Origin of the sequence: Gordonibacter pamelaeae, assembly GCF_003340385.1 — a bacterium.
GTDB classification, from domain to species: Bacteria; Actinomycetota; Coriobacteriia; order Coriobacteriales; family Eggerthellaceae; genus Gordonibacter; species Gordonibacter pamelaeae.
The window spans coordinates 79632-102809 of record NZ_PPTS01000007.1 but is presented as its reverse complement, the minus strand read 5'-3'; the positions used below and the strand labels follow the sequence as shown (position 1 = coordinate 102809).

General features: G+C 68.0%; 23 protein-coding genes and 5 tRNA genes. 16 read left to right on the top strand and 12 right to left on the bottom strand.

The features are described from left to right. Window positions 1-19: 19 nt before the first annotated feature. The 7 genes from C1877_RS11630 to C1877_RS11600 all read left to right on the top strand — a co-directional run bounded on the left by C1877_RS11630 (window position 20) and on the right by C1877_RS11600 (window position 5867). Complete coding sequence (locus C1877_RS11630; protein WP_114569239.1) at window positions 20-1204, top strand: phosphoglycerate kinase; 1185 nt, start codon at window positions 20-22, stop codon at window positions 1202-1204. Between the two features lie 66 nt (window positions 1205-1270). Continuing rightward, on the top strand, window positions 1271-2041 hold the full coding sequence (gene tpiA / locus C1877_RS11625) for a triose-phosphate isomerase (protein ID WP_114569238.1): 771 nt from the start codon (window positions 1271-1273) through the stop codon (window positions 2039-2041). Then, window positions 2041-3585: a 2,3-bisphosphoglycerate-independent phosphoglycerate mutase gene (gpmI, locus tag C1877_RS11620; protein ID WP_114569237.1), complete on the top strand. Its 1545-nt coding sequence runs from the start codon at window positions 2041-2043 to the stop codon at window positions 3583-3585. The genes tpiA and gpmI overlap by 1 nt, the downstream gene beginning before the upstream one ends. 178 nt (window positions 3586-3763) lie before the next feature. Next, the gene (secG, locus tag C1877_RS11615) at window positions 3764-4018 is read left to right on the top strand and encodes a preprotein translocase subunit SecG (RefSeq protein WP_041238829.1); all 255 of its coding nucleotides are present in this window, start codon (window positions 3764-3766) and stop codon (window positions 4016-4018) included. A gap of 69 nt (window positions 4019-4087) precedes the next feature. Beyond that, a tRNA-Leu gene (locus C1877_RS11610) sits at window positions 4088-4176 on the top strand. 79 nt (window positions 4177-4255) lie between these two features. After that, entirely contained in the window at window positions 4256-5161 is a 906-nt protein-coding gene (locus C1877_RS11605) for a cation diffusion facilitator family transporter (RefSeq protein ID WP_015538824.1), read from the top strand. Between the two features lie 13 nt (window positions 5162-5174). Further along, window positions 5175-5867, top strand: a complete 693-nt coding sequence (locus tag C1877_RS11600; protein WP_015538823.1) for an HAD family hydrolase — start codon at window positions 5175-5177, stop codon at window positions 5865-5867. A 25-nt stretch (window positions 5868-5892) separates the two neighbouring features. On the opposite strand, the gene C1877_RS11595 is transcribed toward C1877_RS11600, so the two are convergent. From C1877_RS11595 to C1877_RS11580, 4 genes are all read right to left on the bottom strand, one after another. After that, window positions 5893-7281, bottom strand: coding sequence for a radical SAM protein (locus tag C1877_RS11595; protein WP_015538822.1), 1389 nt, complete (start codon window positions 7279-7281; stop codon window positions 5893-5895). Window positions 7282-7528: 247 nt separating this feature from the next. Then, window positions 7529-7604 (bottom strand) — tRNA-Gly (locus C1877_RS11590). Window positions 7605-7654: 50 nt separating this feature from the next. Further along, window positions 7655-7728 (bottom strand) — tRNA-Cys (locus tag C1877_RS11585). A 70-nt stretch (window positions 7729-7798) separates the two neighbouring features. Next, window positions 7799-7874 (bottom strand) — tRNA-Gly (locus C1877_RS11580). A gap of 267 nt (window positions 7875-8141) precedes the next feature. Here C1877_RS11580 and C1877_RS11575 point away from each other — a divergent pair. Continuing rightward, window positions 8142-8438, top strand: a complete 297-nt coding sequence (locus C1877_RS11575) for a hypothetical protein (protein WP_147274554.1) — start codon at window positions 8142-8144, stop codon at window positions 8436-8438. 194 nt (window positions 8439-8632) lie between these two features. After that, window positions 8633-8707 (top strand) — tRNA-Val (locus C1877_RS11570). 89 nt (window positions 8708-8796) lie between these two features. Here C1877_RS11570 and C1877_RS11565 read toward each other — a convergent pair. Continuing rightward, window positions 8797-8949 carry a zinc ribbon-containing protein gene (locus C1877_RS11565; protein ID WP_041238826.1) on the bottom strand — a complete coding sequence of 51 codons (153 nt, stop codon included), beginning with the start codon at window positions 8947-8949 and terminating at the stop codon, window positions 8797-8799. 194 nt (window positions 8950-9143) lie between these two features. On the opposite strand from C1877_RS11565, the gene C1877_RS11560 reads away from it, so the two are divergent. Then, entirely contained in the window at window positions 9144-10424 is a 1281-nt protein-coding gene (locus C1877_RS11560) for a GAF domain-containing sensor histidine kinase (protein ID WP_015538820.1), read from the top strand. Then, window positions 10421-11065: a response regulator gene (locus C1877_RS11555; protein WP_114569235.1), complete on the top strand. Its 645-nt coding sequence runs from the start codon at window positions 10421-10423 to the stop codon at window positions 11063-11065. Before C1877_RS11560 ends, C1877_RS11555 begins: the two co-directional genes overlap by 4 nt. A 5-nt stretch (window positions 11066-11070) precedes the next feature. Here the strand turns inward: C1877_RS11555 and C1877_RS11550 are convergent, their stop codons facing one another. The 6 genes from C1877_RS11550 to C1877_RS11525 all read right to left on the bottom strand — a co-directional run bounded on the left by C1877_RS11550 (window position 11071) and on the right by C1877_RS11525 (window position 16849). Continuing rightward, a complete protein-coding gene (locus tag C1877_RS11550; protein WP_015538818.1) occupies window positions 11071-11985 on the bottom strand; it encodes a 4Fe-4S binding protein in 915 nt (304 codons plus the stop codon). Then, window positions 11982-12239, bottom strand: coding sequence for a chaperone NapD (locus C1877_RS11545; RefSeq protein WP_015538817.1), 258 nt, complete (start codon window positions 12237-12239; stop codon window positions 11982-11984). Before C1877_RS11545 ends, C1877_RS11550 begins: the two co-directional genes overlap by 4 nt. Window positions 12240-12326: 87 nt before the next feature. Next, window positions 12327-12659: a hypothetical protein gene (locus C1877_RS11540; RefSeq protein ID WP_114569311.1), complete on the bottom strand. Its 333-nt coding sequence runs from the start codon at window positions 12657-12659 to the stop codon at window positions 12327-12329. Window positions 12660-12664: 5 nt separating this feature from the next. Next, window positions 12665-15235 carry a nitrate reductase catalytic subunit NapA gene (napA, locus tag C1877_RS11535; RefSeq protein WP_114569234.1) on the bottom strand — a complete coding sequence of 857 codons (2571 nt, stop codon included), beginning with the start codon at window positions 15233-15235 and terminating at the stop codon, window positions 12665-12667. 77 nt (window positions 15236-15312) lie between these two features. After that, window positions 15313-15921, bottom strand: a complete 609-nt coding sequence (locus C1877_RS11530; protein ID WP_041238823.1) for a 4Fe-4S dicluster domain-containing protein — start codon at window positions 15919-15921, stop codon at window positions 15313-15315. Window positions 15922-16072: 151 nt separating this feature from the next. Then, a complete protein-coding gene (locus C1877_RS11525; RefSeq protein WP_015538816.1) occupies window positions 16073-16849 on the bottom strand; it encodes a hypothetical protein in 777 nt (258 codons plus the stop codon). 275 nt (window positions 16850-17124) lie between these two features. Between C1877_RS11525 and C1877_RS11520 the strand changes: the two genes are divergently transcribed. Further along, the gene (locus C1877_RS11520) at window positions 17125-18228 is read left to right on the top strand and encodes a TerC family protein (protein ID WP_041238822.1); all 1104 of its coding nucleotides are present in this window, start codon (window positions 17125-17127) and stop codon (window positions 18226-18228) included. A gap of 62 nt (window positions 18229-18290) precedes the next feature. Here C1877_RS11520 and C1877_RS11515 read toward each other — a convergent pair whose 3' ends face one another. After that, window positions 18291-19202 carry a diacylglycerol/lipid kinase family protein gene (locus tag C1877_RS11515; RefSeq protein WP_114569233.1) on the bottom strand — a complete coding sequence of 304 codons (912 nt, stop codon included), beginning with the start codon at window positions 19200-19202 and terminating at the stop codon, window positions 18291-18293. Between the two features lie 73 nt (window positions 19203-19275). Here C1877_RS11515 and rnd point away from each other — a divergent pair, with 73 nt between their 5' ends. From rnd to xseB, 4 genes are all read left to right on the top strand, one after another. Further along, window positions 19276-20433, top strand: coding sequence for a ribonuclease D (gene rnd / locus C1877_RS11510; protein WP_114569232.1), 1158 nt, complete (start codon window positions 19276-19278; stop codon window positions 20431-20433). A 241-nt stretch (window positions 20434-20674) separates the two neighbouring features. Then, on the top strand, window positions 20675-21349 hold the full coding sequence (locus tag C1877_RS11505) for a zinc metallopeptidase (protein ID WP_015538815.1): 675 nt from the start codon (window positions 20675-20677) through the stop codon (window positions 21347-21349). Window positions 21350-21360: 11 nt separating this feature from the next. After that, window positions 21361-22935, top strand: a complete 1575-nt coding sequence (gene xseA, locus C1877_RS11500) for an exodeoxyribonuclease VII large subunit (protein ID WP_244909854.1) — start codon at window positions 21361-21363, stop codon at window positions 22933-22935. Then, on the top strand, window positions 22922-23176 hold the full coding sequence (gene xseB / locus C1877_RS11495) for an exodeoxyribonuclease VII small subunit (protein WP_015538814.1): 255 nt from the start codon (window positions 22922-22924) through the stop codon (window positions 23174-23176). The genes xseA and xseB overlap by 14 nt, the downstream gene beginning before the upstream one ends. Window positions 23177-23178 lie beyond the last annotated feature (2 nt).

Sequence of the window (23178 nt, the reverse complement as noted above, 5' to 3'; positions counted from 1 at the left end):
TTCTGAAAAAGGAGTAAGTATGGCCGACATCAAAACCATCGACGAGCTGGACGCGCGCGGCAAGCGCGCGCTCGTGCGCGTCGATTTCAACGTGCCCGTGAAGGACGGCGCCGTCGCCGACGACACGCGCATCCGCGCCGCGCTGCCCACCATCGAGCGCCTGGTGGAGCAGGGCGCGCGCGTCGTCCTCATGAGCCACCTCGGCCGCCCGGCCGGCGAGGGCTTCGAGGAGGCGTTCACCCTGCGCCCCGCCGCGCAGCGCCTGTCCGAGCTTCTCGGCAAGCCCGTCGTGTTCGCCACCGACACGGTGGGGCCCGACGCGCAGGCGAAGGCCGCGTCGCTGCGCGACGGCGACGTGCTCGTGGTGGAGAACCTGCGCTTCGACAAGCGCGAGAAGAAGAACGACCCGGCGTTCTGCGAGGAGCTGGCCGCGCTCGGCGACGTGTACGTCAACGACGCGTTCGGCACCGCGCACCGCGCCCATGCCTCCACGGCGGGCGTCGCCGCGCTCTTGCCGGCGTACGCGGGCTACCTCATGCAGCGCGAGGTGGCCACGCTCTCGGGCATGCTCGAAGCGCCCCGTCGCCCCTTCGCCGCCATCCTCGGCGGCTCGAAGGTGTCGGACAAGATCAAGGTCATCGACGCGCTCATGGACACGTGCGACACGCTCGTCATCGGGGGCGGCATGTGCTTCACGTTCCTGTTCGCCCAGGGCAAGGCCGTGGGCACGTCGCTCAAGGAAGAGGACTGGGTCGAGCGCGCGGCGGCCATGATCGCCAAGGCGGAGGAGCGCGGCGTGAAGCTGCTGCTGCCGGTGGACGTCGTCGTGGCCGACCGGTTCGCTGAAGATGCCGAAACGCTCACGGTTTCGGTCGACGACATCCCCGATGGTATGATGGGGCTCGACATCGGGCCCGAGACGGCGAAGCTCTACGCCGATGCCGTGGCCGAGGCGAAGACCGTGTTCTGGAACGGCCCCATGGGCGTGTTCGAGATGGCGGCGTTCGAGGCCGGCACGAAGGCTGTTGCCGAAGCCGTGGCCGCCAACGCCGACGCGGACACCGTCATCGGCGGCGGCGACAGCGTGGCCGCCGTCAACAAGTTCGGCCTGGCCGAGCAGATGACGTTCATCTCCACCGGCGGCGGCGCCTCCATGGAGCTCGTCCAGGGCGAGGCGCTCCCCGGCGTCGAGGCGCTGCGGTAGGACCCGTTCCGTGCGGCCCCCGCGACGCGGACGGGTCGCACGACACTCGAAGGAAAGGATACCCCAATGGCACGCAAACCCATGATGGCGGGCAACTGGAAGATGAACAACACGGTGGGCGAGGCGGTGGTGCTCACGCAGGAGATCTCGAACCAGTACGAGAAGGAGTGGCCGGAGTCGGTCGACATCGTCATCTGCCCGCCCTACGTGGACCTCAAGCCGGCCAAGACCGTGCTCGACTTCGACAAGACGAAGATCGCCGTGGGCGCGCAGAACGTGTACTGGGAGCCGAAGGGCGCCTACACGGGGGAGATCTCGGTGCCGATGATCAAGGAGATCGGCTGCGCCTGCTCGATCGTCGGCCATTCCGAGCGCCGCGAGCTGTTCGGCGAGACGAACGAGGACGTGAACCGCAAGGTGAAGGCGCTCGTGGAGGGCGGCCTGTACGCCATCGTGTGCGTGGGCGAGTCGCTTGCCGTGCGCGACGAGGGCACGACCGACGAGTACGTCACCGCCCAGGTGCGCGCCGCCTTCGCTGGCGTGGATGCGCAGGACGCGGCGGGCTGCGTCGTGGCCTACGAGCCCATCTGGGCCATCGGCACGGGCCGCACGGCCACGCCCGAGCAGGCCGAGGCCGTGTGCGCCGCCATCCGCGCGACGCTCGCCGAGCTCTTCGGCGCCGAGGCGGCCGAGGAGATGCGCGTGCTGTACGGCGGTTCCATGAACCCCGGCAACGTGGAGGGCCTGTTGGCCCAGCCGAACATCGACGGCGGGCTCATCGGCGGCGCCAGCCTCAAGTGCGAGTCGTTCGTGCAGCTGATCGAGGCGTGCCTGTGATGGAGCGCGCCGACCTCACGCTGCCGGCCTGCCTCGTCATCATGGACGGGTTCGGCCTGGCCGAGCCCGGTCCCGGCAACGCCATCGCGCAGGCGCGCACGCCGAATCTCGACGCGCTGTTCGCGGAGCGCCCCTGGACGCGCCTCGAGGCGTCGGGCGAGGCCGTGGGCCTGCCCGAGGGGCAGATGGGAAACTCCGAGGTGGGCCACCTCAACATCGGCGCGGGGCGCGTGGTGTTCCAGGAGCTCACGCGCATCAACCGCGCCTGCGCCGACGGCTCGCTGGCGGCGAACCCCGTGCTGAACGACGCGTTCGCCGCGGCGCGCGAGCCGGGTGCGGCGCTGCACCTCATGGGGCTCGTGTCCGACGGCGGCGTCCATTCGACGAACGGGCACCTCTACGCGCTCGCGCGCGCGGCGAGGGAGGCCGGGGTGGGGCATATCGTGGTGCACTGCTTCATGGACGGCCGCGACGTGCCGCCGAAGAGCGGCGCGGGCTACCTGGAGGAGCTCGAGGCCGTGCTGGCCGAGCTGACCGACGACGCGTGCACGGCCGAGATCGGCAGCATCTCCGGCCGCTACTACGCCATGGACCGCGATAACCGCTGGGAGCGCGTCGAGCAGGCATGGCGTGCCGTCGTGGCCGCCGAGCCGTGTACGGACGCGACGTCGGCCGAGGTCATGGCAGCCTCCTACGCCGAGGGCGTCACCGACGAGTTCGTCGTGCCCACGGCGCTCTCCGGGCGCGGGGTGCAAGACGGCGACGCCGCCGTGTTCTTCAACTTCCGCCCCGACCGCGCCCGCGAGATCACGCGCGCGCTGGTGGACCCGGCGTTCGCCGGCTTCGAGCGCGGCGCGTGGCCGCAGGTGAGCTTCGCGTGCCTCACCGAGTACGACCCCGAGATCCCGGCTCCGGTGGCCTTCCCCAAGGAGTTCCCCGCCAACGTGCTGGCCGACGTGCTGGCCGCGGCGGGCCTGCGCCAGTACCACATCGCCGAGACGGAGAAGTACGCCCATGTGACGTTCTTCCTGAACGGCGGCCGCGAGGAGCCGAAGGCGGGGGAGGAGCGCGCGCTCGTCCCCAGCCCCAAGGTGGCAACCTACGACCTCAAGCCCGAGATGAGCGAGCCGGACGTGGCCGCCACGCTGGCCGCCGCCATCGAAGCGGGCGAGGCCGACGTCTACATCGTGAACTTCGCGAACTGCGACATGGTGGGCCACACCGGGCGCATCCCGGCCGCCGTCGCCGCCGTCGAGGCGGTGGACGCGGGCGTGGGCCAGGTGCTCGCCGCGCTCGAGCGCAAGGGCGGCGTCGCGCTCGTCACCGCCGACCACGGCAACGCCGACAAGATGCTCGGCGAGGACGGCAGCCCCTTCACGGCGCACACCACGGCCCCCGTGCCGCTCGTGCTCGCGGACTTCGCCGGAACCGGCCGCACCCTCGACGGCCGCGAGGGCGCGCTCTGCGACATCGCGCCGACGCTGCTCGGGCTCATGGGCCTGCCGAAGCCCGCCGAGATGACGGGCAGGAGCCTGCTCGCGTAACCCGGCATGATCGACCGGCCACGAGAGGCGCCACGGTTCGGGCCGTAGCGCCTCTCTTCTGGACGTTTTGCGACGCCCGCGCCCCTGCGGCCTGCCCTGCTTGCCAGGGGAGGCGCTTTTCGGGTATACTTCATAACTTGTGTAAACGATCGTTCTCAATGGAAAGAAGAGAGACGCCTTGAACCCGTTCCTTATCATCATGCTCATCCTGCTCGTCGTCTCGGGCTTGGGCCTCATCGTGTTCATCCTGCTGCATTCCGGCAAGGGCACGGGCATATCCGACATGATCGCCAGCTCCGTGTACTCCACGCAAACGGGCACGAGCATCGTGGAGAAGAACCTCGACCGCATCACCATCATCTTCGCGGTGGTGTTCCTGCTGTCGCTCATCGTGCTGATGATCATCTACCCGCAGGGAACGATCGCAAAATAGCGAAAATTCGCTCTTCACAAGCGGCGAAGGTTCGGGTAGAATAACCAACGTTGCTTGTGAGCAGCATACGTCGGAGTGGTGGAACGGCAGACACGCTAGCTTGAGGTGCTAGTGCCCACACAACGGGTGTGCGGGTTCAAATCCCGCCTCCGACACCATCGAAGCTAGAAGGAGAGTCCGAGTGGCTCTCCTTTTTCGTATTTGGGCCCCTGACGATGAGATGCGGAGGAATCGAACATGGCGAAGGCGCTTGCTGCCAAGGACGCGGTCTCGACGCGCATGCGGTCGATCCGCCGGGTGCTGTGGATCGTGCTCGTGCTGAACCTGGCCGTGGCGGCCGCCAAGTACGTGTACGGCACCGTCACCGGGTCGGCGTCCATGCAGGCCGACGGCATCCATTCGGTGTTCGACTCCGCCGGCAACGTGGTGGGGCTCGTGGGCATCGCACTGGCCTCGCGGCCGGCCGACGAGGGGCACCCCTACGGGCACGCGAAGTTCGAGACGTACGCGAGCCTCGTCATCGGCGTGCTGCTGCTCCTGGCCGCCTTCGAGGTGGGGTCGAGCGCCGTGGCCAAGCTCGCGTCGGGCTCCTACACGGCCGAGGTCACGCCACTGTCGTTCGCGGTCATGGCAGGCACGCTGGCCGTGAACCTGGGCGTGACCACCTACGAGCGGCGCTGCGCGAAGCGCCTCAAGAGCGAGGTGCTGGCGGCGGATGCCAACCACACGCTCTCCGACGCGCTCGTGTCCGTCGGCGTCATCGTGGGCCTGGCAGCCGTGGCGCTCGGATTCCCCATGGCCGACCCCGTCATGGCGCTCGTGGTGACGCTCGCCATCTTGGCCACGGCCTGGGACGTGTTCAAGCACGCGCTGGCCACGCTCTCGGACCGCGCGCGCATCCCTGAGGAGGACGTGCGCGCGGCGGCCCTGGCGGTGCCCGGCGTGCGCGATGCGCATCGCATACGCACGCGGGGCACGGAGGGGGAGGTGTACGCGGACCTGCACGTGCTCGTCGCGCCGGAGATGACGGTGAAGGACGCCCACGACCTCTCGGAGCGCGTGGAGCGCGCCGTGGAGGAGCGCTTCCCGAACGTGGCGGAGGCGCTCGTGCACATCGAGCCCGACGACGGGCACGTGGACTAGGAGGGGGAGCCGCATGGTGGAGGCCGTTTTCTTCGACGTGGGGTCGACGCTCATCCGGCCGTGCCCGTCGGTGGCGGAGACGATGGCGCGCGCAGCCGCCGAGCGCGGGCATGCGCTGACCGTGCGCGACTTCGAGCTCCATATGCCCGCCATGGACGCCTACTACGAGGCGGAGTACCTGCGCGACGGGGACTTCTGGTGCTCGCACGAGGGGTCGACGGCCATCTGGCTGGACCAGTACCGCTACGTGTGCCACCTGGCGGGCATCGGCCACGACGCGGAGGGCATGGCGGCCGCGGTCAACGAGGCCTACCGCCACGCATCGAGCTGGGAGGTGTACGCGGACGTCGCGGGTTGCCTGCGCGCCCTCAAGGAGCGGGGGCTCGCCCTGGGGGTCGTGTCGAACTGGGACGCCGAGCTCGAGGACCTGCTGCGCGGCCTCAAGCTGCTGCCGTACTTCGACACGGTGGTGTCGAGCGCCGCAGTGGGCTACCGCAAACCGAACCCCGTGATCTTCGACCTCGCCTGCGAGCAGCTGGGCGTGCGGCCCGGCGCATGCGCGCACGTGGGCGACCGCCCCGATGCAGACGGGGACGGGGCCCAAGCCGCCGGCATCCGCCCCGTCATCGTCGACCGCCACGGCGCCGAGCCGGACTGCCCCTACGACCGCGTGGAAACCCTCGCCGACGTCCCAGGCTTCCTGTAAGGGAATCCCCCGCAGGTCCGAGGAGCTACTTCCGCCTCCCTGCGTTGGGCCCGCTCGTCCAGTGCCCCTCCTCCCACAGGCGCTGTGCCACAGGCTCCCAGCGGTCGGCTGCGGCGTGCGTCTTCGCGCAGAGCGCCGCCGCGTCCTCCGGCTCCTCCAGGTCGGTCGAGTGGGCGCCCGAAGCCTCCACCATCTGGGCCAGGCGGTCCTTGTTGTCCAGCACGGGGCAGGGCCGCAGGTGGTTGCCGTTGAAAGGCTGGTTGTCGTGGTAGGCCATGAACAGCGGCCGCTTGAGCGCCTCCAGAAGGGGGGTGTCGCGGATGTTCGCGTCAGAGTAGTGGATGAACGCGCAGGGCTCTATGTCGCCGTTCGCGTTGATGTGCAGGTAGCGCCGCCCGCCGGCGATGCACCCCTGCGTGAACTCGCCGTCGTTCCAGAAGTCCATGGTGAACAGCGGCTTCGTCTCACGGAACGCGCGTATCTGCCGGTACATGAACGCGCGGTCCTCGGCCGTGGCCAAAAGGTCGGTCGGTGCGGAGGCCCCCACGGGCATGTAGGTGAAGAACCAGGCGAACTTCGCCCCGCGCGCCACGAGGTCGTCGACGAACGCCTCGCTGCCGATGGAGGCGGCGTTCGCATGCGTGTAGCAGCACGACACGCCGAAGGGCAGGCGGTGGCGCCTCAGCACGTCCATGGCGCGCACGACAGCGGCGTACGTGCCCGCGCCGCGGCGGGCGTCCGTGGCCTCCTCGAAGCCCTCCACCGAGATGGCAGGGATGAAGTTCCTCACCCGCAGCATGTCCTCGGCCAGCGCGTCGTCGATGAGCGTGGCGTTCGTGAACGCCGTGAACGCGCAGTCGTCGTGCTTCTCGCACAGGCGGATGACGTCGCGCTTGCGCACGAGCGGCTCGCCGCCCGAGAACAGGTAGAAGAACACCCCCAGCTCCTTGCCCTGCTCCACGATGGAGTCCAGCTCCTCGAACGTGAGGTTGAGCCGGTCGCCGTACTCGGCAGCCCAGCAGCCGGTGCAATGCAGGTTGCAGGCGCTCGTGGGGTCTACGAGCAGGGCCCACGGCACGTTGCAGCCGTGCTCGGCCGCCGCGGCGTCCTGGCGGCGCAGGCCGACGAGGCTCGCGTTCACGAGGAAGTTCTCCAGCACCTTCTGGAGCACGCCGGGGTCGATGTCGGCCCACAGGCTCTTCAGCAGCACCATCCAGTTGTTGTCGGGGTTGTCGATGACCTCGTGGAACAAGGCTCGCTGTTCCACGAGGTAGTCCTTGGGAACCAGCGCGTCCACGGCTTTGAGCATCTTGGGCAGCTGCACGTCGGGGTCGCCTCCTCGCGCGTATGCCAGCAGCTTGCGCGCTATGGCCGACTGCGCGCCCTCCGCGATGGTCTTCTTCGTGGATGACATTGCTCTGCTCCTTTCCGGGGGATATCGCAGAACATGATGGCAGAAGGGCCGGGACAGAGGGCGGTTTGTCATCCGGCTGGAACAGGGAGGTTGACGAGCCGTTGGAGTGCGCCTGCCATCGGCGGGGAACCGGCTGCAGAGGTGTCGCGGGAGCAAGGGGATCTAGTCCTATAAGCCGGGATCTGCCCGCTGTAGGCCAAAGGCATGAAAAAACCCGCCGGATCGATGTCCGGCGGGCGAGGTTTCGTGGAGCGGACGACGGGGTTCGAACCCGCGACCCCGACCTTGGCAAGGTCGTGCTCTACCAGCTGAGCCACGTCCGCATTGTGAAGCGTGCAGTGCTTGGTCATCCGTCCCCGCAAGGAGGAGCGAATGGAGGCGACGCCCGGATTCGAACCGGGGGTGAAGGCTTTGCAGGCCTCTGCCTTACCACTTGGCCACGTCGCCGTGTTGCGGCAAAACCGTCATGGAAAAGGCCGGCCAAAACTTTGGAGTATGACCGGCCTCGTGATGACGATGGAGCGGACGACGGGGTTCGAACCCGCGACCCCGACCTTGGCAAGGTCGTGCTCTACCAGCTGAGCCACGTCCGCGTCGCGAGGAGATATAATACTGGAACGACCCCTTTCGCGCAAGCCCCCATTTCTGATTTTTTCACATCTCGATGACAACTCCTGCCGAAGAGCCCCGAAAGCCGTTGCCGGAGGATGCTCGCGGCCGTTTCCAGGCTCTGGTGCCCTCTTGCCGTGCCCGGGTTGACGCGGCAGGAACTCAATGCTTATATCATTCAATGAAGCTGCGTAGGGGATTGAGGCGGAGAACGCTTCCTGCCATCTTCGCTTTTGATGCAGGAGGCTGTCATGCGGGAAGATATCGAGAAAACAAGGCAGAGGATTCGCTCTCTTGAGTTCGACATCTCGCAATTGGAGGAGCGCAAGCAGGATTGCCTGCTTCGGTTGAAGCTAAGGGATCTGGAGATTGCAATCCCCTCCAGCAGGGTCGAGGTTTCGCGGGGCGCCCTCGACAGGAAGGCCGACTTCGAGGTTTACGATTTATGCGACGAGCTCGATTGCATGATCGCCGATAAGCAAGACATCATCGAAAAGTGCAAGCGTGCCCTGTCGACATACGAAGGGCGGCATAACGAAAGTGATTAGAATCTCCCGGACCTCGTAAAAGCCAAACGGTTGTGCCAACAACCCCCTCCAACTCTCTGACGCGGGGAGGCCGGAATTTTTCACCCGCAATTCGAAACTTTTCGTCCGAAAAGTGAAAAGGCCCTTTGACATGGCGCCGTGTTCTGGTAACATACCAACTCGTCGGTACGGACGGTGTCCGAACCGCAGAATGTGCGCGATTAGCTCAGGGGGAGAGCATCACCTTGACACGGTGGGGGTCGCAAGTTCAAATCTTGCATCGCGCACCACGGAAACTCGAAAGGCACCCTCGCGGGTGCCTTTTCTCATGCAGACGACCTTGCGGGCGCCGGCCGGCCATCGTTTCGGCCGGTGCGCGTCAGTCCTCGTCCTCGAGCTTCTCGAACTCGTGGTGGCCGCAGTTGGGGCAGGCGGGCAGCTTCTCGGTATCGCTCGTGATGCGCACGATGTAGCCGCAGTTCTTGCAGCGGTAGCGCCCCTCTTCGGGCTGGTCTCCGGTATGGAACTCCATGTCGCGCTCCTTTCGCTTGTCGGAGGGATCCTTCGGCAAGCAGCCTACCACGGGGCCGCCCCCGGGCGGTGGCGGCCTTGCAACGGCACGGCGAGCATTCGGCGACGCCCCTGCGGCGGGCAAGGCGCGCCGCAGGCTCTGTGCAGGCGCGTGTGGGCCCGAATGTCGTGCAACGACACGCGAAATAGGGGATAATGGCGAAAGAGCAAGGGGAGGCGAGGCCGTTTCGCGAGGACGGCGGCAGCTGCATCCGCATCGAGGCGAGGGGGAGAGGCATGGGGGCGTCGAATTTCTGCGAGGACGTGCTTGCGGGCAGGAGCGAGGTCTACGCGCGCACCGTGGAGGACCTGAAGGAGCGCTACGGGTTCGACTTCGTGGGCTTGGGGTTGACGGCGTTCTTGGGGGCGCCGCTCAAGTGGATCTACAGCGCGGGCGCCACCGACGAGCGGCACCACCGCATCGTGCTCGCGCCGGGGCACGGCATCGGCGGCATCGTCATCAAGGCGGGCAAGCCCATGCTGTTCACGAACATCGACGCCGAGATCGACCCGCGCGAGTACTCGTCGTACCCCATCGTGTTCGCCGAGGACCTGCACAGCTTCTGCGCCCTGCCGCTCGTGAAGGAGGGCCGCGTCGTGGGGGCCATCCTGTGCGCGTTCCGCACCGTGAGCGACGCGCACCGCGCGAGCTACAAGCGCTTCATCGCCGACCAGAAAGGACGGCTCGCCGACTTCGACCTGGTATCGAGCGACTTCATGGACTTCGAGCGCATCGCCGAGGAGAAGCGCGACGACGAAGTGGACAGCCCGCTGCTCGTCCATTCGGAAGTATCGCGCGTCATCGCCGCCCAGGAGGCCGAGCGCAAGCGCATCTCGCGCGAGCTGCATGACGGCATAGCCCAGGAGCTCCTGGGGGTCTCGTTCGTGCTCAAGCGCCTGGAGCCTCACCTGGGCGACGACGCGGAGGCGCGGCAGCTGTTCGCGGAAGCCAACAACGACATCGACCGCATCCTGGACGAGCTGCACAACATCTCGGTGGAGCTGCGCCCCTCGGCGCTCGACCACCTGGGCTTTATCCCGGCCCTGCGCTCGCAGGCGGCCGTGTTCGAGAAGACCTACGGCGCCGAGATCGTGTTCGAGGGCAACCTGTCGCGCAAGCGCTTCGACCCCGCGCTCGAGACGCAGGCCTACCGCATCTGCCAGGAGGCCGTGCTGAACGCCTGCAAGTACTCGGGCGCCGACAAGGTCCACGTGACGCTGGAGGACGCCGACGGCTGGCTGCACGCCACCGTCGTGGACCACGGCTGCGGCTTCGACGTGGAGCACCCCGAGGTGAAGGGGAGCGGCTGCGGGCTCTCCGGCATGCGCGAGCGCGCACGCCTCATCGGCGCCACCCTCACGATGGCCTCCGACGGGGACGGCACCGTCGTGACGCTCGTCGCGCCCATGAAGATAGCGGAAGGCGGTGCGGCATGATACGCGTGGTGCTGGCCGACGACCACGAGGTGGTGCGCGCCGGGTTCAAGATGATCTTGGAGCAGGACGCCGAGATCAAGGTGGTGGCCGAGGCCGCGGACGGCACGCAGGCCTATACGATAGTCTCGCGCGAGAGGCCCGACATCCTGCTCATGGACATCTCCATGCCGCCTGGCCAGAGCGGCCTGGTGGCCTGCGAGAAGATCGCGCGCGACTTCCCCGGCACGCGCATCGTCATCCTCACCATGTTCGCCGAGCCCGAGTACCTGTTCTACACCCTGCGCGGGGGAGCTGCGGGCTACGTGCCGAAGAACTCCACGTCCGAGGAGCTGCTCTCCGCCGTCCACGCCGTGGCGGGCGGCGGCAGCTACATCCACCCGAAGATGGCCGCGCTGCTCACCAAGCAGCTCGTGGGCGCCGGCGAGGAGGAGGACCGCTCCTACCAGCAGCTGTCGAACCGCGAGTTGGAGATCCTGCAGCTTCTGGCGAAGGGGTACACGAACAAGGAGATCTCCGAGCAGGTGTACCTGTCCGTGAAGACCGTGGAGGCCCACCGCTCGAAGATCTACAAGAAGCTCGGCTTCAAGACCCGCGCCGACCTGGTGTCCTACGCCCTGGAGCACAAGCTGCTGGACGTGTGAGGGCCCTACGCGGCTGCCGCCGACCCTTCCTCGGCCGGCTCGGCGGCGGGCTTCGCGCCCTTGCCCAGGCCCAGCGACAGGGCGCGGGCGGGGCAGGCATCCACACAGGAGCCGCAGGCCATGCAGTCGCCGGCGCGCACGCACGTGTCGTCCCCGGCGAGCACCGGATCGAGGATGGACGGGTCGGCCAGGCACGCCTTGCGGCACGCGTCGCAGTGGATGCAGGCCGTGCGGTCGTACCTCACGTTCACCACGCCCATGCGCCCGATGGCCTCGTAGAAGCCGCCGAGCGGGCAGAGCGCGCGGCACCACACGCGGTGGCCCCAGAAAAGCTCCGCTGCCACGATGGCCCCGAGCGTCCAGAGCCCCGCCACGCTGCCGAAGAGGATGCCCTTGTTCACGGCGCCGATGGGCGAGAACGACTCGAACAGCGGCACGCTGGTGGCCGCCGACAGCACGAGCACGGCCAGCGCGACCCCCATCTTCGCACGGCGCGGCACGGGCGCCTCGCTCACCTTGATGCCCAGCTTGCGGCGCAGCGCGTCCACCAGCTCCAGCAGCAGGTTCACCGGGCACACCCAGCCGCAGAACGCCCGGGCGCGCACGAGCCCGTAGAGCACCACGACCGGCAGCGCGAACCAGAGCCAGTCGAGCTCGAACGTCTTGGAGGCGGCGACGACCTGAAGGACCCCGAACGGGTCCAGGAGGGTGACCCCTCCTATCGATGAAGAGGAAAGGCTGCCGAAAAAGGGAAGGTCGGCAGGAGCGGGAACAGGGTCGTCGCCGCCGACGGACACCCCGAACAGGCCCCAGCCGGCAACGAGCAAGGGCGCGGCGAACAGCAGCAGGGCCGCTATCTGCACCGCGTGCCGCAGCCAGGACCACTTGAGCGAATGCGAGGTGTTCGGGGTGCGCATCATCTCACGGCTGCCTTCTGCACCGTGGGGTCGTCCTCGAAGTTGGCGTACACCAGGTTGATGCCGATGACGCCCTCAAGGGCGATGAACGTGCTGGCGATGTCGTGGGAGTCGTCGAGCGTCTCGGCCTCGATGGTCACCACCACCTTGTAGCCGTTCGTCTCATGCACCTCGACGCCCTCGATGCGGCCGAGGTCCTCGGCCACGCGCGCCGTGGTTTCGGGCGTCGTCTCCACGACGAGGCTTGATATGACCATGCTGCTCTCCTTGCTACGGTAAGGTCGGCTTGCGAAAAGGGCCGGGACGGCGGAGGGAGCCGCCCCGGCCGGAGGGAAGGGCCGGTGCTAGCCCTGCACGTGGCAGGTGTTGCACTGGTCGTGCGTGGGATCGAGCTCGAGCGTCTGGGACGAGCCGTCGACGTAGTGGTCCTCGGGCATGGCCTTGGAACCGTTCAGCATCGGGTTCGAGCGCTCGCTCGCGCCGTGGCAGCCGTAGCAGCCGGAGGCGCCCAGGGTCTCGAACCGGTCCTGATGCGTGGCGGGCATGAGCGGCGGCGCGCCGGCCGGCACGTTCGCGTTGACGTCCTCTGCGGGCGCGGCGCCCGAGCATCCGGCCGCGGCCAGCGCACCGAACGCCATCGCGACCACGAGGGCGCCGGCAACCAAATGTCTCCTCATAGCGATCACCCCTCGACCTTCGTGATAGAGACGCAGGTCTTCTTGTAGTCCGGCTCCTTCGACAGCGGGCAGTACGTGTCCTGCACTGCCAGGTTCACCAGCGTCTCCTCGGCGAAGAAGGGCGCGAACACGATGCCCTCCTGCGGCTCGGTGCGGCCGGCCGTGGAGGCCTTGATGTCGAACTCGCCGAAGCGCGACTTCACGTGCACGAGGTCGCCGTCCTTCACGCCGAGCTTCGACGCGTCGTTCGGATGGATGTTCAGCAGCGCCTCGGGCAGCGCGCGGTCGAGCTCGGGCACGCGGCGCGTCATGGTGCCGGTGTGCCAGTGCTCCAGGAGGCGTCCCGTGCAGAAGTAGAACGGGTACTCGCCGTCGGGCTCCTCCGCCGGCGGCTCGTAGGGGCGGAACACCACGGAGGGCTTCATGTTGGCGGACTTGTAGAACGACAGGTTGTTGGCCTGGCCCTGCTTGCCGTACTTCGCCACGCCGACCTCGTCGAAGCCGTCGGCCTGCTTGCCGTCGGCGAAGCGCCAGTGCGTCTCGAGCCATTTGCCGTCCACGTTGCGCACGGGCCACGTCATGCCATGGTGCGCCAGGTACTTCTCGTAGGGGGCCAGCTGCTTGGCCTCCATCTTAAGCTTCGCCTCGAACTTCCCGTCGGCATCGTCGTTCACGGCCTTGGCGCGCTCGTTCATGTCGGGGTTCGAGAAGATGCGGTACTCCTCCCACAGCAGGCGGTTCGTCTCGCGCCCGTCGTTCTTGAAATCGTGCGCGCCCTTGTCGTAGACGAAGCCGAACAGGTGGTCGAAGGCGTCCTTGCCGTCGATCTGCTCGCCGTCGAGCACGCGGTGCGCCACCTCCATGAACGCCCACAGGTCCCACTTGGCCTCGCCCGGCGGGTCCACGGCCTTCTCGAACACCGCCGTGCGCCGCTCGGCGTTGCCGAACTGGCCCTCGCGCTCCACCCACATGGCCACGGGCAGCACGACGTCGGCGTACTGCGTGGACAGCGTCGGGTACACCTCGTTCACCACGATGAACGTGTCGAAGATGCCCTTCTTGTCGCCCTGGCCCAGGAAGCGGGTGAGGTTCGGCATGGACTGCGCCCAGTTGTTGTGCGCGGTCCATAGGAAGTCGAGGTTGCCCTTCGACATCTCGCGGAAGATCTTCACCGTGTGCATGCCGGGCTTCTGGATGGCGTCGAGGTAGCCCTCGGGCAAATCCCAGATGGCCTCGGTGTAGCGGCGGTGCTGGGCGTTGGCCACCAGGAGGTCGGCGGGCAGGCGGTGCGAGAACGTGCCCACCTCGCGGGCCGTGCCGCAGGCCGTGGGCTGGCCGGTGAGCGAGAACGGGCCGCAGCCGGGGCGGGCGATCTTGCCGGAGAGCAGGTGGATGTTGTAGATGTTGTGGTTCATCCAGGTGCCGCGGTTGTGCTGGTTCACGCCCATCGTCCACAGCGACATGATGTTCTTGTCGGGGTCGGCGAACTCGAGCGCGAGCGCCTTCAGGTCCTCCGCCGGCACGCCGGAGAGCTCGGAGGTGTACTCGAAGGTGTAGGGCGCCAGGCGCGCGGCGTACTCCTCGAACGTGATGGGGCTCACGGCGTCGACGGTCTTGCCCACGTCGCTCGCGTCGTAGCCGTCGTCGGTGGCGTTGCCGATGTTCTCGGTGCCCTGCTTGAACTGCAGGTGGTCGTTCACGAAGGCCTCGTCGTACTTCTTGTTCTGCACGAGGTAGTTCGCGATGCAGTTCGCGATGGCCAGGTCGGTGTTCGGCTTGAACAGCATGACCGTGTCGGCGCTCACGGACGTGCGGGTGCGCAGCGTGCCCAGGTCGTAGTGCTTCACGTTCTTGCCCGAGAGCTTTCGGGCCGTGAGGCGCGAGTACAGCATGGGGTGCGCCTCGGCCATGTTGGCGCCCCAGGTGACGAACACGTCGGCGTTGTCGAGGTCGGCGTAGCAGCCGGCCGGCTCGTCGGTCTGGAACACGTTCATGAAGCCCACCACGGCGCTGGCCATGCACAGGCGCGCGTTCGGGTCGACGTTGTTCGACAGCAGGCCCGCCTTGATGAACTTGGCGCAGGCGTAGCCCTCGGTGATGGGCTGCTGGCCGGAGAGCCAGAACGCCAGGCGGGTCTTGTCGGCCTTCCATGTTTCCTTGAGCTTCGCGGACACGAGCTCCAGCGCCTCGTCCCACGTGGCCTCGCGCAGGCCCTCGTCGGTGCCCTTCGTGGCCTTGTCCTCGCGGATGAGCGGCTTGGTCAGACGGTCGTCGCCGTAGAGGATCTTGCCCAGGTAGTAGCCCTTCACGCAGTTGAGGCCCTTGTTGGAAAGGTTCTCCGGGTCGCCCGTCACGCTCACGAGCTTGCCGTCCTTCACCTCGCAGATCACGCCGCAGCCGCAGCCGCAGAAACGGCACACGGCCGTGTGCTTCTGCCCCTCGCCGCCCGACGCGGCGCCCGTGGAGCCCGAACCGCCGCCCGCGCAGCCGGTCATCGACGCAAGGCTGCCCGCCGCTGCGGCGCTCGCCAGCGCGACGGCCGTCGCCTTGACGAATGCTCGTCTTGAGATGTCCATGACACCCCTCCTTCTCTCCCTTTTAGCTCTTCGCTCTTCTATCCCACCGTTCCTCGAACGGATTGGCAGTGCTTGGGTCAGGCGCCGGTGCGGGGATGCTCGGCGTCGGTCTTGATGCGGATGGCCACGTCCGGCTCGTCCACCACGCAGCGCTCGACGCACAGGCCGCAGCCCACGCACTGCTCCTCGTCGATGACGGGGGCGAACAAGGAATGGATGGCATCGCCCTCGCGCAGGCGGTAATCGATCGAGATGGCCTGGTCGATGAGGGGGCAGGTGCGGTAGCACACCTCGCAGCGCATGCCCTGGAACGCGATGCACAGATCCTCGTCGATCACGGCCGTGCCCATGCGCACGTCGGATCGCCCCTCGATGCCGCGCAGCGCGTTCGTGGGGCACGCCTCGACGCAGGGAAAGTCCTCGCACAGGCGGCAGGCCTGGGCGCGCGCGTCGACCATGGGAGTCCCGGCGGCGATTCCCTGGTCGCCGGGTGCGGGGGAGAGGGCAAGGTACGGGCAGGCCTCCATGCACTTGCCGCATTTGATGCAGCGGGCCGAGAAATCGGCCTCGCCCTGCGCCCCGGGGGGTCGCAGCAGGCTCTTGGCGGGGCCCTGCACGGCGTAGGCGACGCCCTGGAAGGCCACGGCGGCGGCTGACAGGCCGGCTATGACGCTTGATAGTCTCATTCGCTCCCTCTTTCCTCACCTCGTATGATGCGCCGAAGGCGAGGTCCTGCCAATCGGGGTAGCCCCGAGGATGCGCAGGGGAAGCCCCTCGAGGGGGCGAGGGTTTTCTTCTATTTTTTACAGCGGATAATCGAGGTGGGACAGGGGGCGCCTAGGCGTACAGGCGGATGCCCACGTACACGGCGGTGTCCGGCAGGCCCTTGATGTCGTAGACGCTCGAGAGCTTGATGGCGGACACGCGCCAATGGTACGTGGCGTCGCCTGCGGCGACCGTGCCCTCCTGGAACGTGTTGCCCGACTCGTCGACCGCCATCTCGCCGGCCGTGGCCGGGTCGAAGCCCTCGGAGGCGATGGCCGTCTGCACGGCGGCCTCCACGCTGCCGGACGAGAAGTCGGCGTATTTCACACGCATGTTCGCGGAGTCGCCCGCCTCCCACGTGAACTGCCACGACCCGTTGAGCAGCAGGGTGGCGTCGGCCGCGGACAGGCCGGAGACGTTGCTGTACATGAGGAGGGCCTGGGCCTCGCTCACGTCGTCGGGCAGCTTGATGAGGTCCAGGTTGCCGCTCTCGTCGCCGGAGAGGGCGCCCTTGTCGGCGATGGACCAGCCGGACTCCGCGAACGCCGCCTTGACGCCCTCGGCATTGAGGCCGACGAGCGAGGCGAGGTTCGGCAGGCTGGCCATGGAGGCGGGGCGCGCGAGGTTCTGCTCGACCGTGGCCCGCGCGCGCTCGGCCGAATGCGTCACGTTGTCGATGACGTTGAACAGGAAGACCCCGCCGATGACGGCGGCGGCCAGGACGAACGCGGCCATGGCGAGCATCTGGGGACGGGGCGCCTCCAGCGGGCGGGTGAGCGAGCTGCCGTCCAGGTAGCGGACGGGGCCGTCGCCCGCGTCGTAGCCGTTCTTTCGCGCGTTGAAAAACATGAGCGTACTCCTGAGGGGTTTGTGTGCTTTGGGCATTATAGCATTGTTCCCGCACCGCTCCGTGATAGGATACGTCTCGCCCGTGGGGGAGTAGTTGGCTCGCGCTCTGGAAGCGCGAGCGGCACGTTCAACATCATGGCCGAAAAGCCTGGCGTGTCTTGAATAACGAGACTCATGGCGCAGCTTGCATGCATGCAGCCGCGCCATGAGTCTTTTTTATGGACTCTGCCCGCCCGCGGTACGGACGAGGAACCCGACAAAGGAGCTAGCAACCCGTGGATCTGTCAATCTTCGCATCGCCCGAGGCATGGATCAGCCTGGTCAGCCTCATCTTCCTGGAAATCGTGCTCGGCGTGGACAACCTGGTGTTCATCTCGATCACCACGAACCGCCTGCCCGAGGACAAGCAGCACATCGGCCGAAAGCTCGGCCTGGCGGGCGCGCTCGCCATGCGCATCGTCTTCCTGTGCTTCGCGTCGTTCCTCGTGCATATGACCACGCCGCTGTTCACCATCGACCTCGGGCCCTACGCGCACGGGTTCTCGGTGCGCGACCTCGTGCTGCTCGTCGGCGGCGGCTACCTTATCTACAAGGGCATCGCCGAGCTGCGCGACACGCTCAAGCTCACCGAGCTCAAGGCCGAGCACTGCGAGGAGCACAAGGCGCTCCATCGCATCGCGCTGCCGCAGGCCGTGGGCACCATCATGGTCATGGACCTCGTGTTCTCCATCGACTCGGTCATCACGGCCGTGGGCATGGCCGACCACCTCATCATCATGATCATCGCCGTCATGCTGGCCGTGTTCCTCATGATGATCTTCATCGACCCCATCTCCAACTTCATCAACGGGCACCCCGAGATGAAGATGCTCGCGCTCACGTTCATCGTGGCCATCGGCTGCTTGCTCGTCATCGACAGTGCGGGATTCCATACCGGCATCGAGCTTCTGCACATGCCGCTCGAGAAGCTGATCGTGTACTTCGCCATGGTGTTCTGCATCGTGCTGGAGGTCATCCAGATGCGCTACAACGCGAACGTGCTGGCGTGGCGCAAGGAGCGCTGGCAGAACGAGACGGCCGCGCAGATCGACAGCGTGCGCGCCGAGATGATGGAGCAGATGAAGCGCGATGCTGACGGCGACGCCGCCGCCGGAGCCTCGGCCGAGGGTGCGAAGGCGGCCGCCGCCGAGCGCATCCGGCCCGTCATCATCGGCAACAACGTGTACGTGATGATGCCGATGGCCGGCGAGGACGCCGCATCGTTCAAGGAGCTCATGGCCTCCTCGAGCACCGCAAGCGCCGCCTTCGACGCCCCGCTGGAGATAGGCGCCCAGGTGGAGGACGTGGAGCCGACGTACGAGGAGCCCGCGGAGAAGTAGGGGCGGAACGCCTCGCCGGACGGGACGGGGGATGCGACAGCGGGATGTCCCGCTGTCGCATCCTACTTCTCGGCGAAGAGGTCCCAGCCTTCCTCGCTCACGAAGAAGCGGGCGGCGCGGCGCATGATGTGGGCGGTGAACGGCGTGGTGAGGTTGGTGGCCTCGCCGTCGTACTGCACCTCCATGGGCGGGTCGGCCTCCACGCGCACCTCGCGGGCACGGTGGATCTCGAGCGAGCCCGTGCGGTCGGGGAAGTCGCCGCCGCGGTCGAGCAGACCGGCGAGGAGGGCGGGGATGAGCTCGAAGGCGTTCTGCGCCTTGAGCACCACCACGTCGAACACGCCGTCGCGCGGCTCGTTGTCGTGCGTGACCGTGATGTCGAACTGGATCTTGGAGAAGTTCACCAAAAGGATGCCCAGGCCCTCGCTCTCCACGTGCTCGCCGTCGAGGTCCAGCTTGAACCTGGAGGTCTGCGGCAGGGGGTTCGCCAGGGCGGCCGAGAAGTAGGCCATAGGGCCCAGCAGGCGCTTCGCCGGCACGGCGCCGTGCATGATGGCCGCGTCGTAGCCGGCCCCCGCCATGATGCCGAAGCCGAAGCGGTGCCCGTCCACCTCGATCTCGCCCAGGTCGAAGTCGAGCGTGCGCTCCTCGCGCACGAGCTTCGCGAGCGCGTGGGGCTCCATGGGCGAGGCCAGGTTCGCGGCCAGCAGGTTCGCCGTGCCCGCGGGGAACGGAAGGATGGGGACGCCCGTGTTCGCCAGGCGGTAGCTCACGGTGGCCACCGTGCCGTCGCCGCCGCTCGCCACCACGGCGTCGAACGCCTCCGCGTCGCCCAGAAGGTCGCGCACGTCGGTGGTGCCGTCGGTCGAGCGCACGCACACCTCGTCGCCGTCGCGGGCGAACGAGCGGATGAAGTCGTAGACGGACCCTTCGCCGAAACCCGAAGCCAGGTTGTTGATGACGAGCAGTTTCACACAATCCCTTTCTGTTTGCTATGATGGCATAGTACAACATGGAGCGCGGATGACAAGGCAGGGAATCTCGTACATGTATATTGCTACCCAGGAAAACCTCGCGGCGTTCGTGGAGCGCGCGCGCTCGTCGAGCGTGCTTGCCATCGACACGGAGTTCTTGCGCGAGAAGACGTACTACGCCAAGCTGTGCCTTCTGCAGATGGCCACCGACGACGAGGTGGTGATCGTCGACCCCTTCGAGATGGACGACCTCTCCGTCCTGGCGCCGCTCCTCACGGACGAGCGCATCGTGAAGCTCTTCCACGCGGCGGGGCAGGACCTGGAGATCATCCTGCGCGAGGTGGGCGTGCTGCCGCGCCCGGTGTTCGACACGCAGATAGCGGCGGCGCTGCTCGGCCACACGCAGCAGATCGGCTACGCGGCGCTCGTGCATGCGGAATGCGGCGTGTCGCTCAAGAAGATCGACTCGTTCACCGACTGGTCGCGCCGGCCGCTGTCGGCCTCGCAGCGCGACTACGCGGCCGACGACGTGGTGTACCTTCCGCGGCTGTACGCGGGGATGCGCGCGGCACTGGAGGAGAAGGGGCGGCTGCACTGGCTCGACCATGACTTCGAGGAGCTGTCCGACCCGGCGCGCTACGAGGCGAACGAGCGCGAGCGCTTCCGGCGGCTCAAGCGCGTGTCCCAGCTGTCGCGCCGGCAGCTCTCGGCAGCGCGCGAGGTGGCGGCCTGGCGCGAGCTGGAGGCCCAGCGCCGCGACGTGCCGCGGAAGTGGGTGGTCACCGACGAGCAGATCGTGGAGGCGTGCAAGCGCGAGGCGCGCACGATCGACGAGCTGTTCATGGTGCGGGGGCTGTCCGACCGCCTGTCCACGAAGGACGCGCGCGCGGTGGTGTCGCTCATCTCCTCGGCGCTCTCGACGCCGCCCGACACGTGGCCCGAGCTCGACCGCTGCGGCAAGAGCGAGCCGAACGTGGATGCGGAGCTCGACCTCATGAGCGCGCTCGTGCGCCTGCGCGCCAAGGAGAACGGCATCGCGTTTCCCACGCTGGCCAGCCACGACGACCTCGCGCGCGTCGCGCGCGGCTACCGCGAGGGCGTGGACCTGCTGCGCGGCTGGCGGCGCGCCATCGTGGGGGAGGAGCTGCTGGAGCTTCTGGACGGCCGGCTGGCGCTCAGCCTGGACGGCGGGCTCAAGGTGGAGCGGCGGGAGGGCCCCGGCGCCGCGTGAGGCCGGCCGGGCCCGTGGCCCGGAAAGGCGGCGGGCGCCGGCGCGGGCCGCACCTGATGACGGGCCCGTGGCCGCAGGGTTGCGGGAAGATCACGGCTCGGTAACGCGCCTTTGGTGATTCCGCGCTGTTTGCCGCGTGTTTTCGGCCCGATTTCATGCTCTTGTATAATACAGGTGTACGGTACAGAGCGGCCGCCGCGCGGCCGCGGAAGCAACCCCTTCGAAGGAGTGGTCACGTCCTATGTTTTTCGGATTGAGCTATGGATACCTGCTGCTGATCGTGGTCACGCTCGCCATCGGCGGGCTCGCCACGTGGTACGTGAACTCGCAGCTAAAGAAGTACACGAGGGTGCCCATCTCCAACGGGCTCACCGGCGCCGAGGCCGCGCGGCGCATGCTCGCCTACTACGGCGTGACGAACGTGGCGGTGCACCGCGGCGGGCCGGGCCAGGACTTCTTCGACCCGCGCACGAACTCGGTGACGCTCTCGCCCGACGCGTTCGACGGGCGCTCCATCACGGCCACGGCAACCGCGTGCCACGAGGTGGGGCATGCCTGCCAGTACGCCGAGAACTACGCGCCCATGAAGATCCGCGGGGCCATCGTGCCCGTGGTGAACCTGGCCTCGAACGCGTGGATCTTCCTGCTCATGCTGGGCATCATACTGGTGAGTAATCAGCTCACGACGCTCGCCATCGTCATGTACGCCGTGGTGGTGCTGTTCCAGCTGGTCACGCTGCCGGTGGAGTTCAACGCCTCGCGCCGCGCCATGACCTACATGGACACCATCGCGCTGCCGCAGTCCGAGCAGGGCGGCGCGTTTTCCGTGCTGCGCGCCTGCGCGCTCACCTACGTGGCGGCGGCCCTCACGTCCATCCTGCAGCTGCTGTGGCTGCTGGGCCAGCGCCGGGAATAGCGGAGGCGTACATGGGGGATCGAGGAGAAGGGACGCGCGCGGCCCTGGCCGACGCGCTCGAGCGGGCGCGCGCCGCGACGGCGGGGGCCTCTGCGGCCGACTCGTGCGCTGCCGCGCCTGCGGGCGGAGGACACGAGATGGGCGCCGGGGGCGCGTCTGTGGCGCTCTCCGTCTCCGCGGCCATGGCCCTTGCGAAGGGCGCGCTTGAGGGCGTGGTCGTGCGCCTGGTGGGCGAGGTGTCCGAGACGAGCAGCAAGCGCGGCTACAAGGCCGTGTACTTCACGGTGAAGGACGCCGACGCCGCGCTGCCCTGCATGATGTGGATGGGCCGCTACAAGGCCTCGGGCGTGGATCTGGCCGTGGGGCAGCTGGTCGAGCTGACCGGCAGGTTCACGCTGTACGCGGCCAAGGGCCGCATGAACTTCGACGTGTTCTCGATCGAGCTCGCCGGCGAGGGGCGCCTGCGCGCCCAGGTGGCGGCGCTCGCGCGCAAGCTGGAGGCCGAGGGGCTCATGGACCCGGCGCGCAAGCTGCCCATCCCGCAGTTCCCGCTGACCATCGGCATCGTCACCTCGCCGCGCGGCGACGCCGTGCACGACATGCTGCGCACGCTGCGCAACCGCTTCCCCGTGGCGCGCGTGTTCGTGGCGGGCGTGCAGGTGGAGGGCGCCCAGGCCGCCGCCAGCATCGTGGAGGGCATGCGCTGCATGTACCGCGCCGGCGTGGAGGTCATGCTGGTCGGGCGCGGCGGCGGGTCCTACGAGGACATGATGCCCTTCAACGACGAGGCCCTGGCGCGCGCCATCGCGGCGTGCCCCATCCCCGTGGTCACCGGCATCGGGCACGAGCCGGACACGTTCATCGCCGACATGGTGGCCGACCGGCGCGCCTCCACGCCCACCTACGCGGCCATGGCCGTCACGCCCACGCGCGAGAGCCTGGCGGAGCTGTTCTGCGCGCATGCCCGCTCGCTGTCCATGAGCGCCGGGCGCGCCGTGGAGCGGGCGGCCGCCGAGGTGCGCCGCTGCGTCGAGCGCCCCGTTCTCCGGGACCCGAACCTGCTGCTCGCCGCCCCGATGCAGGGCGTCGACCTGGCCTCGGAGCGGCTGTTCCGCGCCATCCCCGCCAACCTGGAGCGCGACCGCGCCACGCTCGACCGCCAGCGCGAGCGGCTGTCGCGCCTCCTGCCCGAGGGCGTGGCGCGCGAGCGGGCCGCGCTCGAGCGGTGCCGGGAGCGCCTGCTGCCGGCCCTGCCCGCCAACCTGGAGCGCGACCGGATGCAGGTCGGGCACGCGCGGCAGCGGCTCGCGTCGCTGGGGCCCGGGCTCGTGCCCCGGTTCGGCCAGCAGGCGGCGCTCGCGGCCGCACGTTTGGAGGACCTGTCGCCCCTGTCCGTCATCGGGCGCGGCTACGCCATCGCGCGCACCCAGGAGGGCGCCGTGGCGAAGCGCGTCGAGGACGCGCCGCCTGGATCGGCGCTCGAGGTGACGGTGTCGGACGGCGTGCTGGCGTGCCGCGTGGAGTCGGCTCGGCGCGAGGACATCGAGATGATACTATGGGAGGATGAGGACAATGGAGACCGGTGATCGCAAGCCCGTCGAGGAGCTGACGTTCCGCGAGGCCATGGGCGAGCTCGACGGCATCGTGCGGGTTCTGGAGAGCAACTCGCTGGAGCTCGAGGACAGCCTGGTCAGCTACGAGCGCGGCGTGTCTTTGCTGCGCGCGCTGCAGGGCCGCCTGAACGAGGCGCAGCAGAAGGTCGAGGTGCTGATGGGCGAGCTCGAGGGCGAGGTGGACGACGCCACGCGCGACGCCACGCTGTCGTAGGC

What these genes read in the sequence shown, in the direction of transcription:
- C1877_RS11630 (WP_114569239.1), top strand. Translation starts at nt 20, where the DNA reads ATGGCCGACATCAAAACCATCGACGAGCTGGACGCGCGCGGCAAGCGC.
- tpiA (WP_114569238.1), top strand. Translation starts at nt 1,271, where the DNA reads ATGGCACGCAAACCCATGATGGCGGGCAACTGGAAGATGAACAACACG.
- gpmI (WP_114569237.1), top strand. Translation starts at nt 2,041, where the DNA reads ATGGAGCGCGCCGACCTCACGCTGCCGGCCTGCCTCGTCATCATGGAC.
- C1877_RS11605 (WP_015538824.1), top strand. Translation starts at nt 4,256, where the DNA reads ATGGCGAAGGCGCTTGCTGCCAAGGACGCGGTCTCGACGCGCATGCGG.
- C1877_RS11600 (WP_015538823.1), top strand. Translation starts at nt 5,175, where the DNA reads ATGGTGGAGGCCGTTTTCTTCGACGTGGGGTCGACGCTCATCCGGCCG.
- C1877_RS11595 (WP_015538822.1), bottom strand. Translation starts at nt 7,281, where the DNA reads ATGTCATCCACGAAGAAGACCATCGCGGAGGGCGCGCAGTCGGCCATA.
- C1877_RS11575 (WP_147274554.1), top strand. Translation starts at nt 8,142, where the DNA reads ATGCGGGAAGATATCGAGAAAACAAGGCAGAGGATTCGCTCTCTTGAG.
- C1877_RS11565 (WP_041238826.1), bottom strand. Translation starts at nt 8,949, where the DNA reads ATGGAGTTCCATACCGGAGACCAGCCCGAAGAGGGGCGCTACCGCTGC.
- C1877_RS11560 (WP_015538820.1), top strand. Translation starts at nt 9,144, where the DNA reads ATGGCGAAAGAGCAAGGGGAGGCGAGGCCGTTTCGCGAGGACGGCGGC.
- C1877_RS11555 (WP_114569235.1), top strand. Translation starts at nt 10,421, where the DNA reads ATGATACGCGTGGTGCTGGCCGACGACCACGAGGTGGTGCGCGCCGGG.
- C1877_RS11550 (WP_015538818.1), bottom strand. Translation starts at nt 11,985, where the DNA reads ATGATGCGCACCCCGAACACCTCGCATTCGCTCAAGTGGTCCTGGCTG.
- C1877_RS11545 (WP_015538817.1), bottom strand. Translation starts at nt 12,239, where the DNA reads ATGGTCATATCAAGCCTCGTCGTGGAGACGACGCCCGAAACCACGGCG.
- C1877_RS11540 (WP_114569311.1), bottom strand. Translation starts at nt 12,659, where the DNA reads ATGAGGAGACATTTGGTTGCCGGCGCCCTCGTGGTCGCGATGGCGTTC.
- napA (WP_114569234.1), bottom strand. Translation starts at nt 15,235, where the DNA reads ATGGACATCTCAAGACGAGCATTCGTCAAGGCGACGGCCGTCGCGCTG.
- C1877_RS11530 (WP_041238823.1), bottom strand. Translation starts at nt 15,921, where the DNA reads ATGAGACTATCAAGCGTCATAGCCGGCCTGTCAGCCGCCGCCGTGGCC.
- C1877_RS11525 (WP_015538816.1), bottom strand. Translation starts at nt 16,849, where the DNA reads ATGTTTTTCAACGCGCGAAAGAACGGCTACGACGCGGGCGACGGCCCC.
- rnd (WP_114569232.1), top strand. Translation starts at nt 19,276, where the DNA reads ATGTATATTGCTACCCAGGAAAACCTCGCGGCGTTCGTGGAGCGCGCG.
- C1877_RS11505 (WP_015538815.1), top strand. Translation starts at nt 20,675, where the DNA reads ATGTTTTTCGGATTGAGCTATGGATACCTGCTGCTGATCGTGGTCACG.
- xseA (WP_244909854.1), top strand. Translation starts at nt 21,361, where the DNA reads ATGGGGGATCGAGGAGAAGGGACGCGCGCGGCCCTGGCCGACGCGCTC.
- xseB (WP_015538814.1), top strand. Translation starts at nt 22,922, where the DNA reads ATGGAGACCGGTGATCGCAAGCCCGTCGAGGAGCTGACGTTCCGCGAG.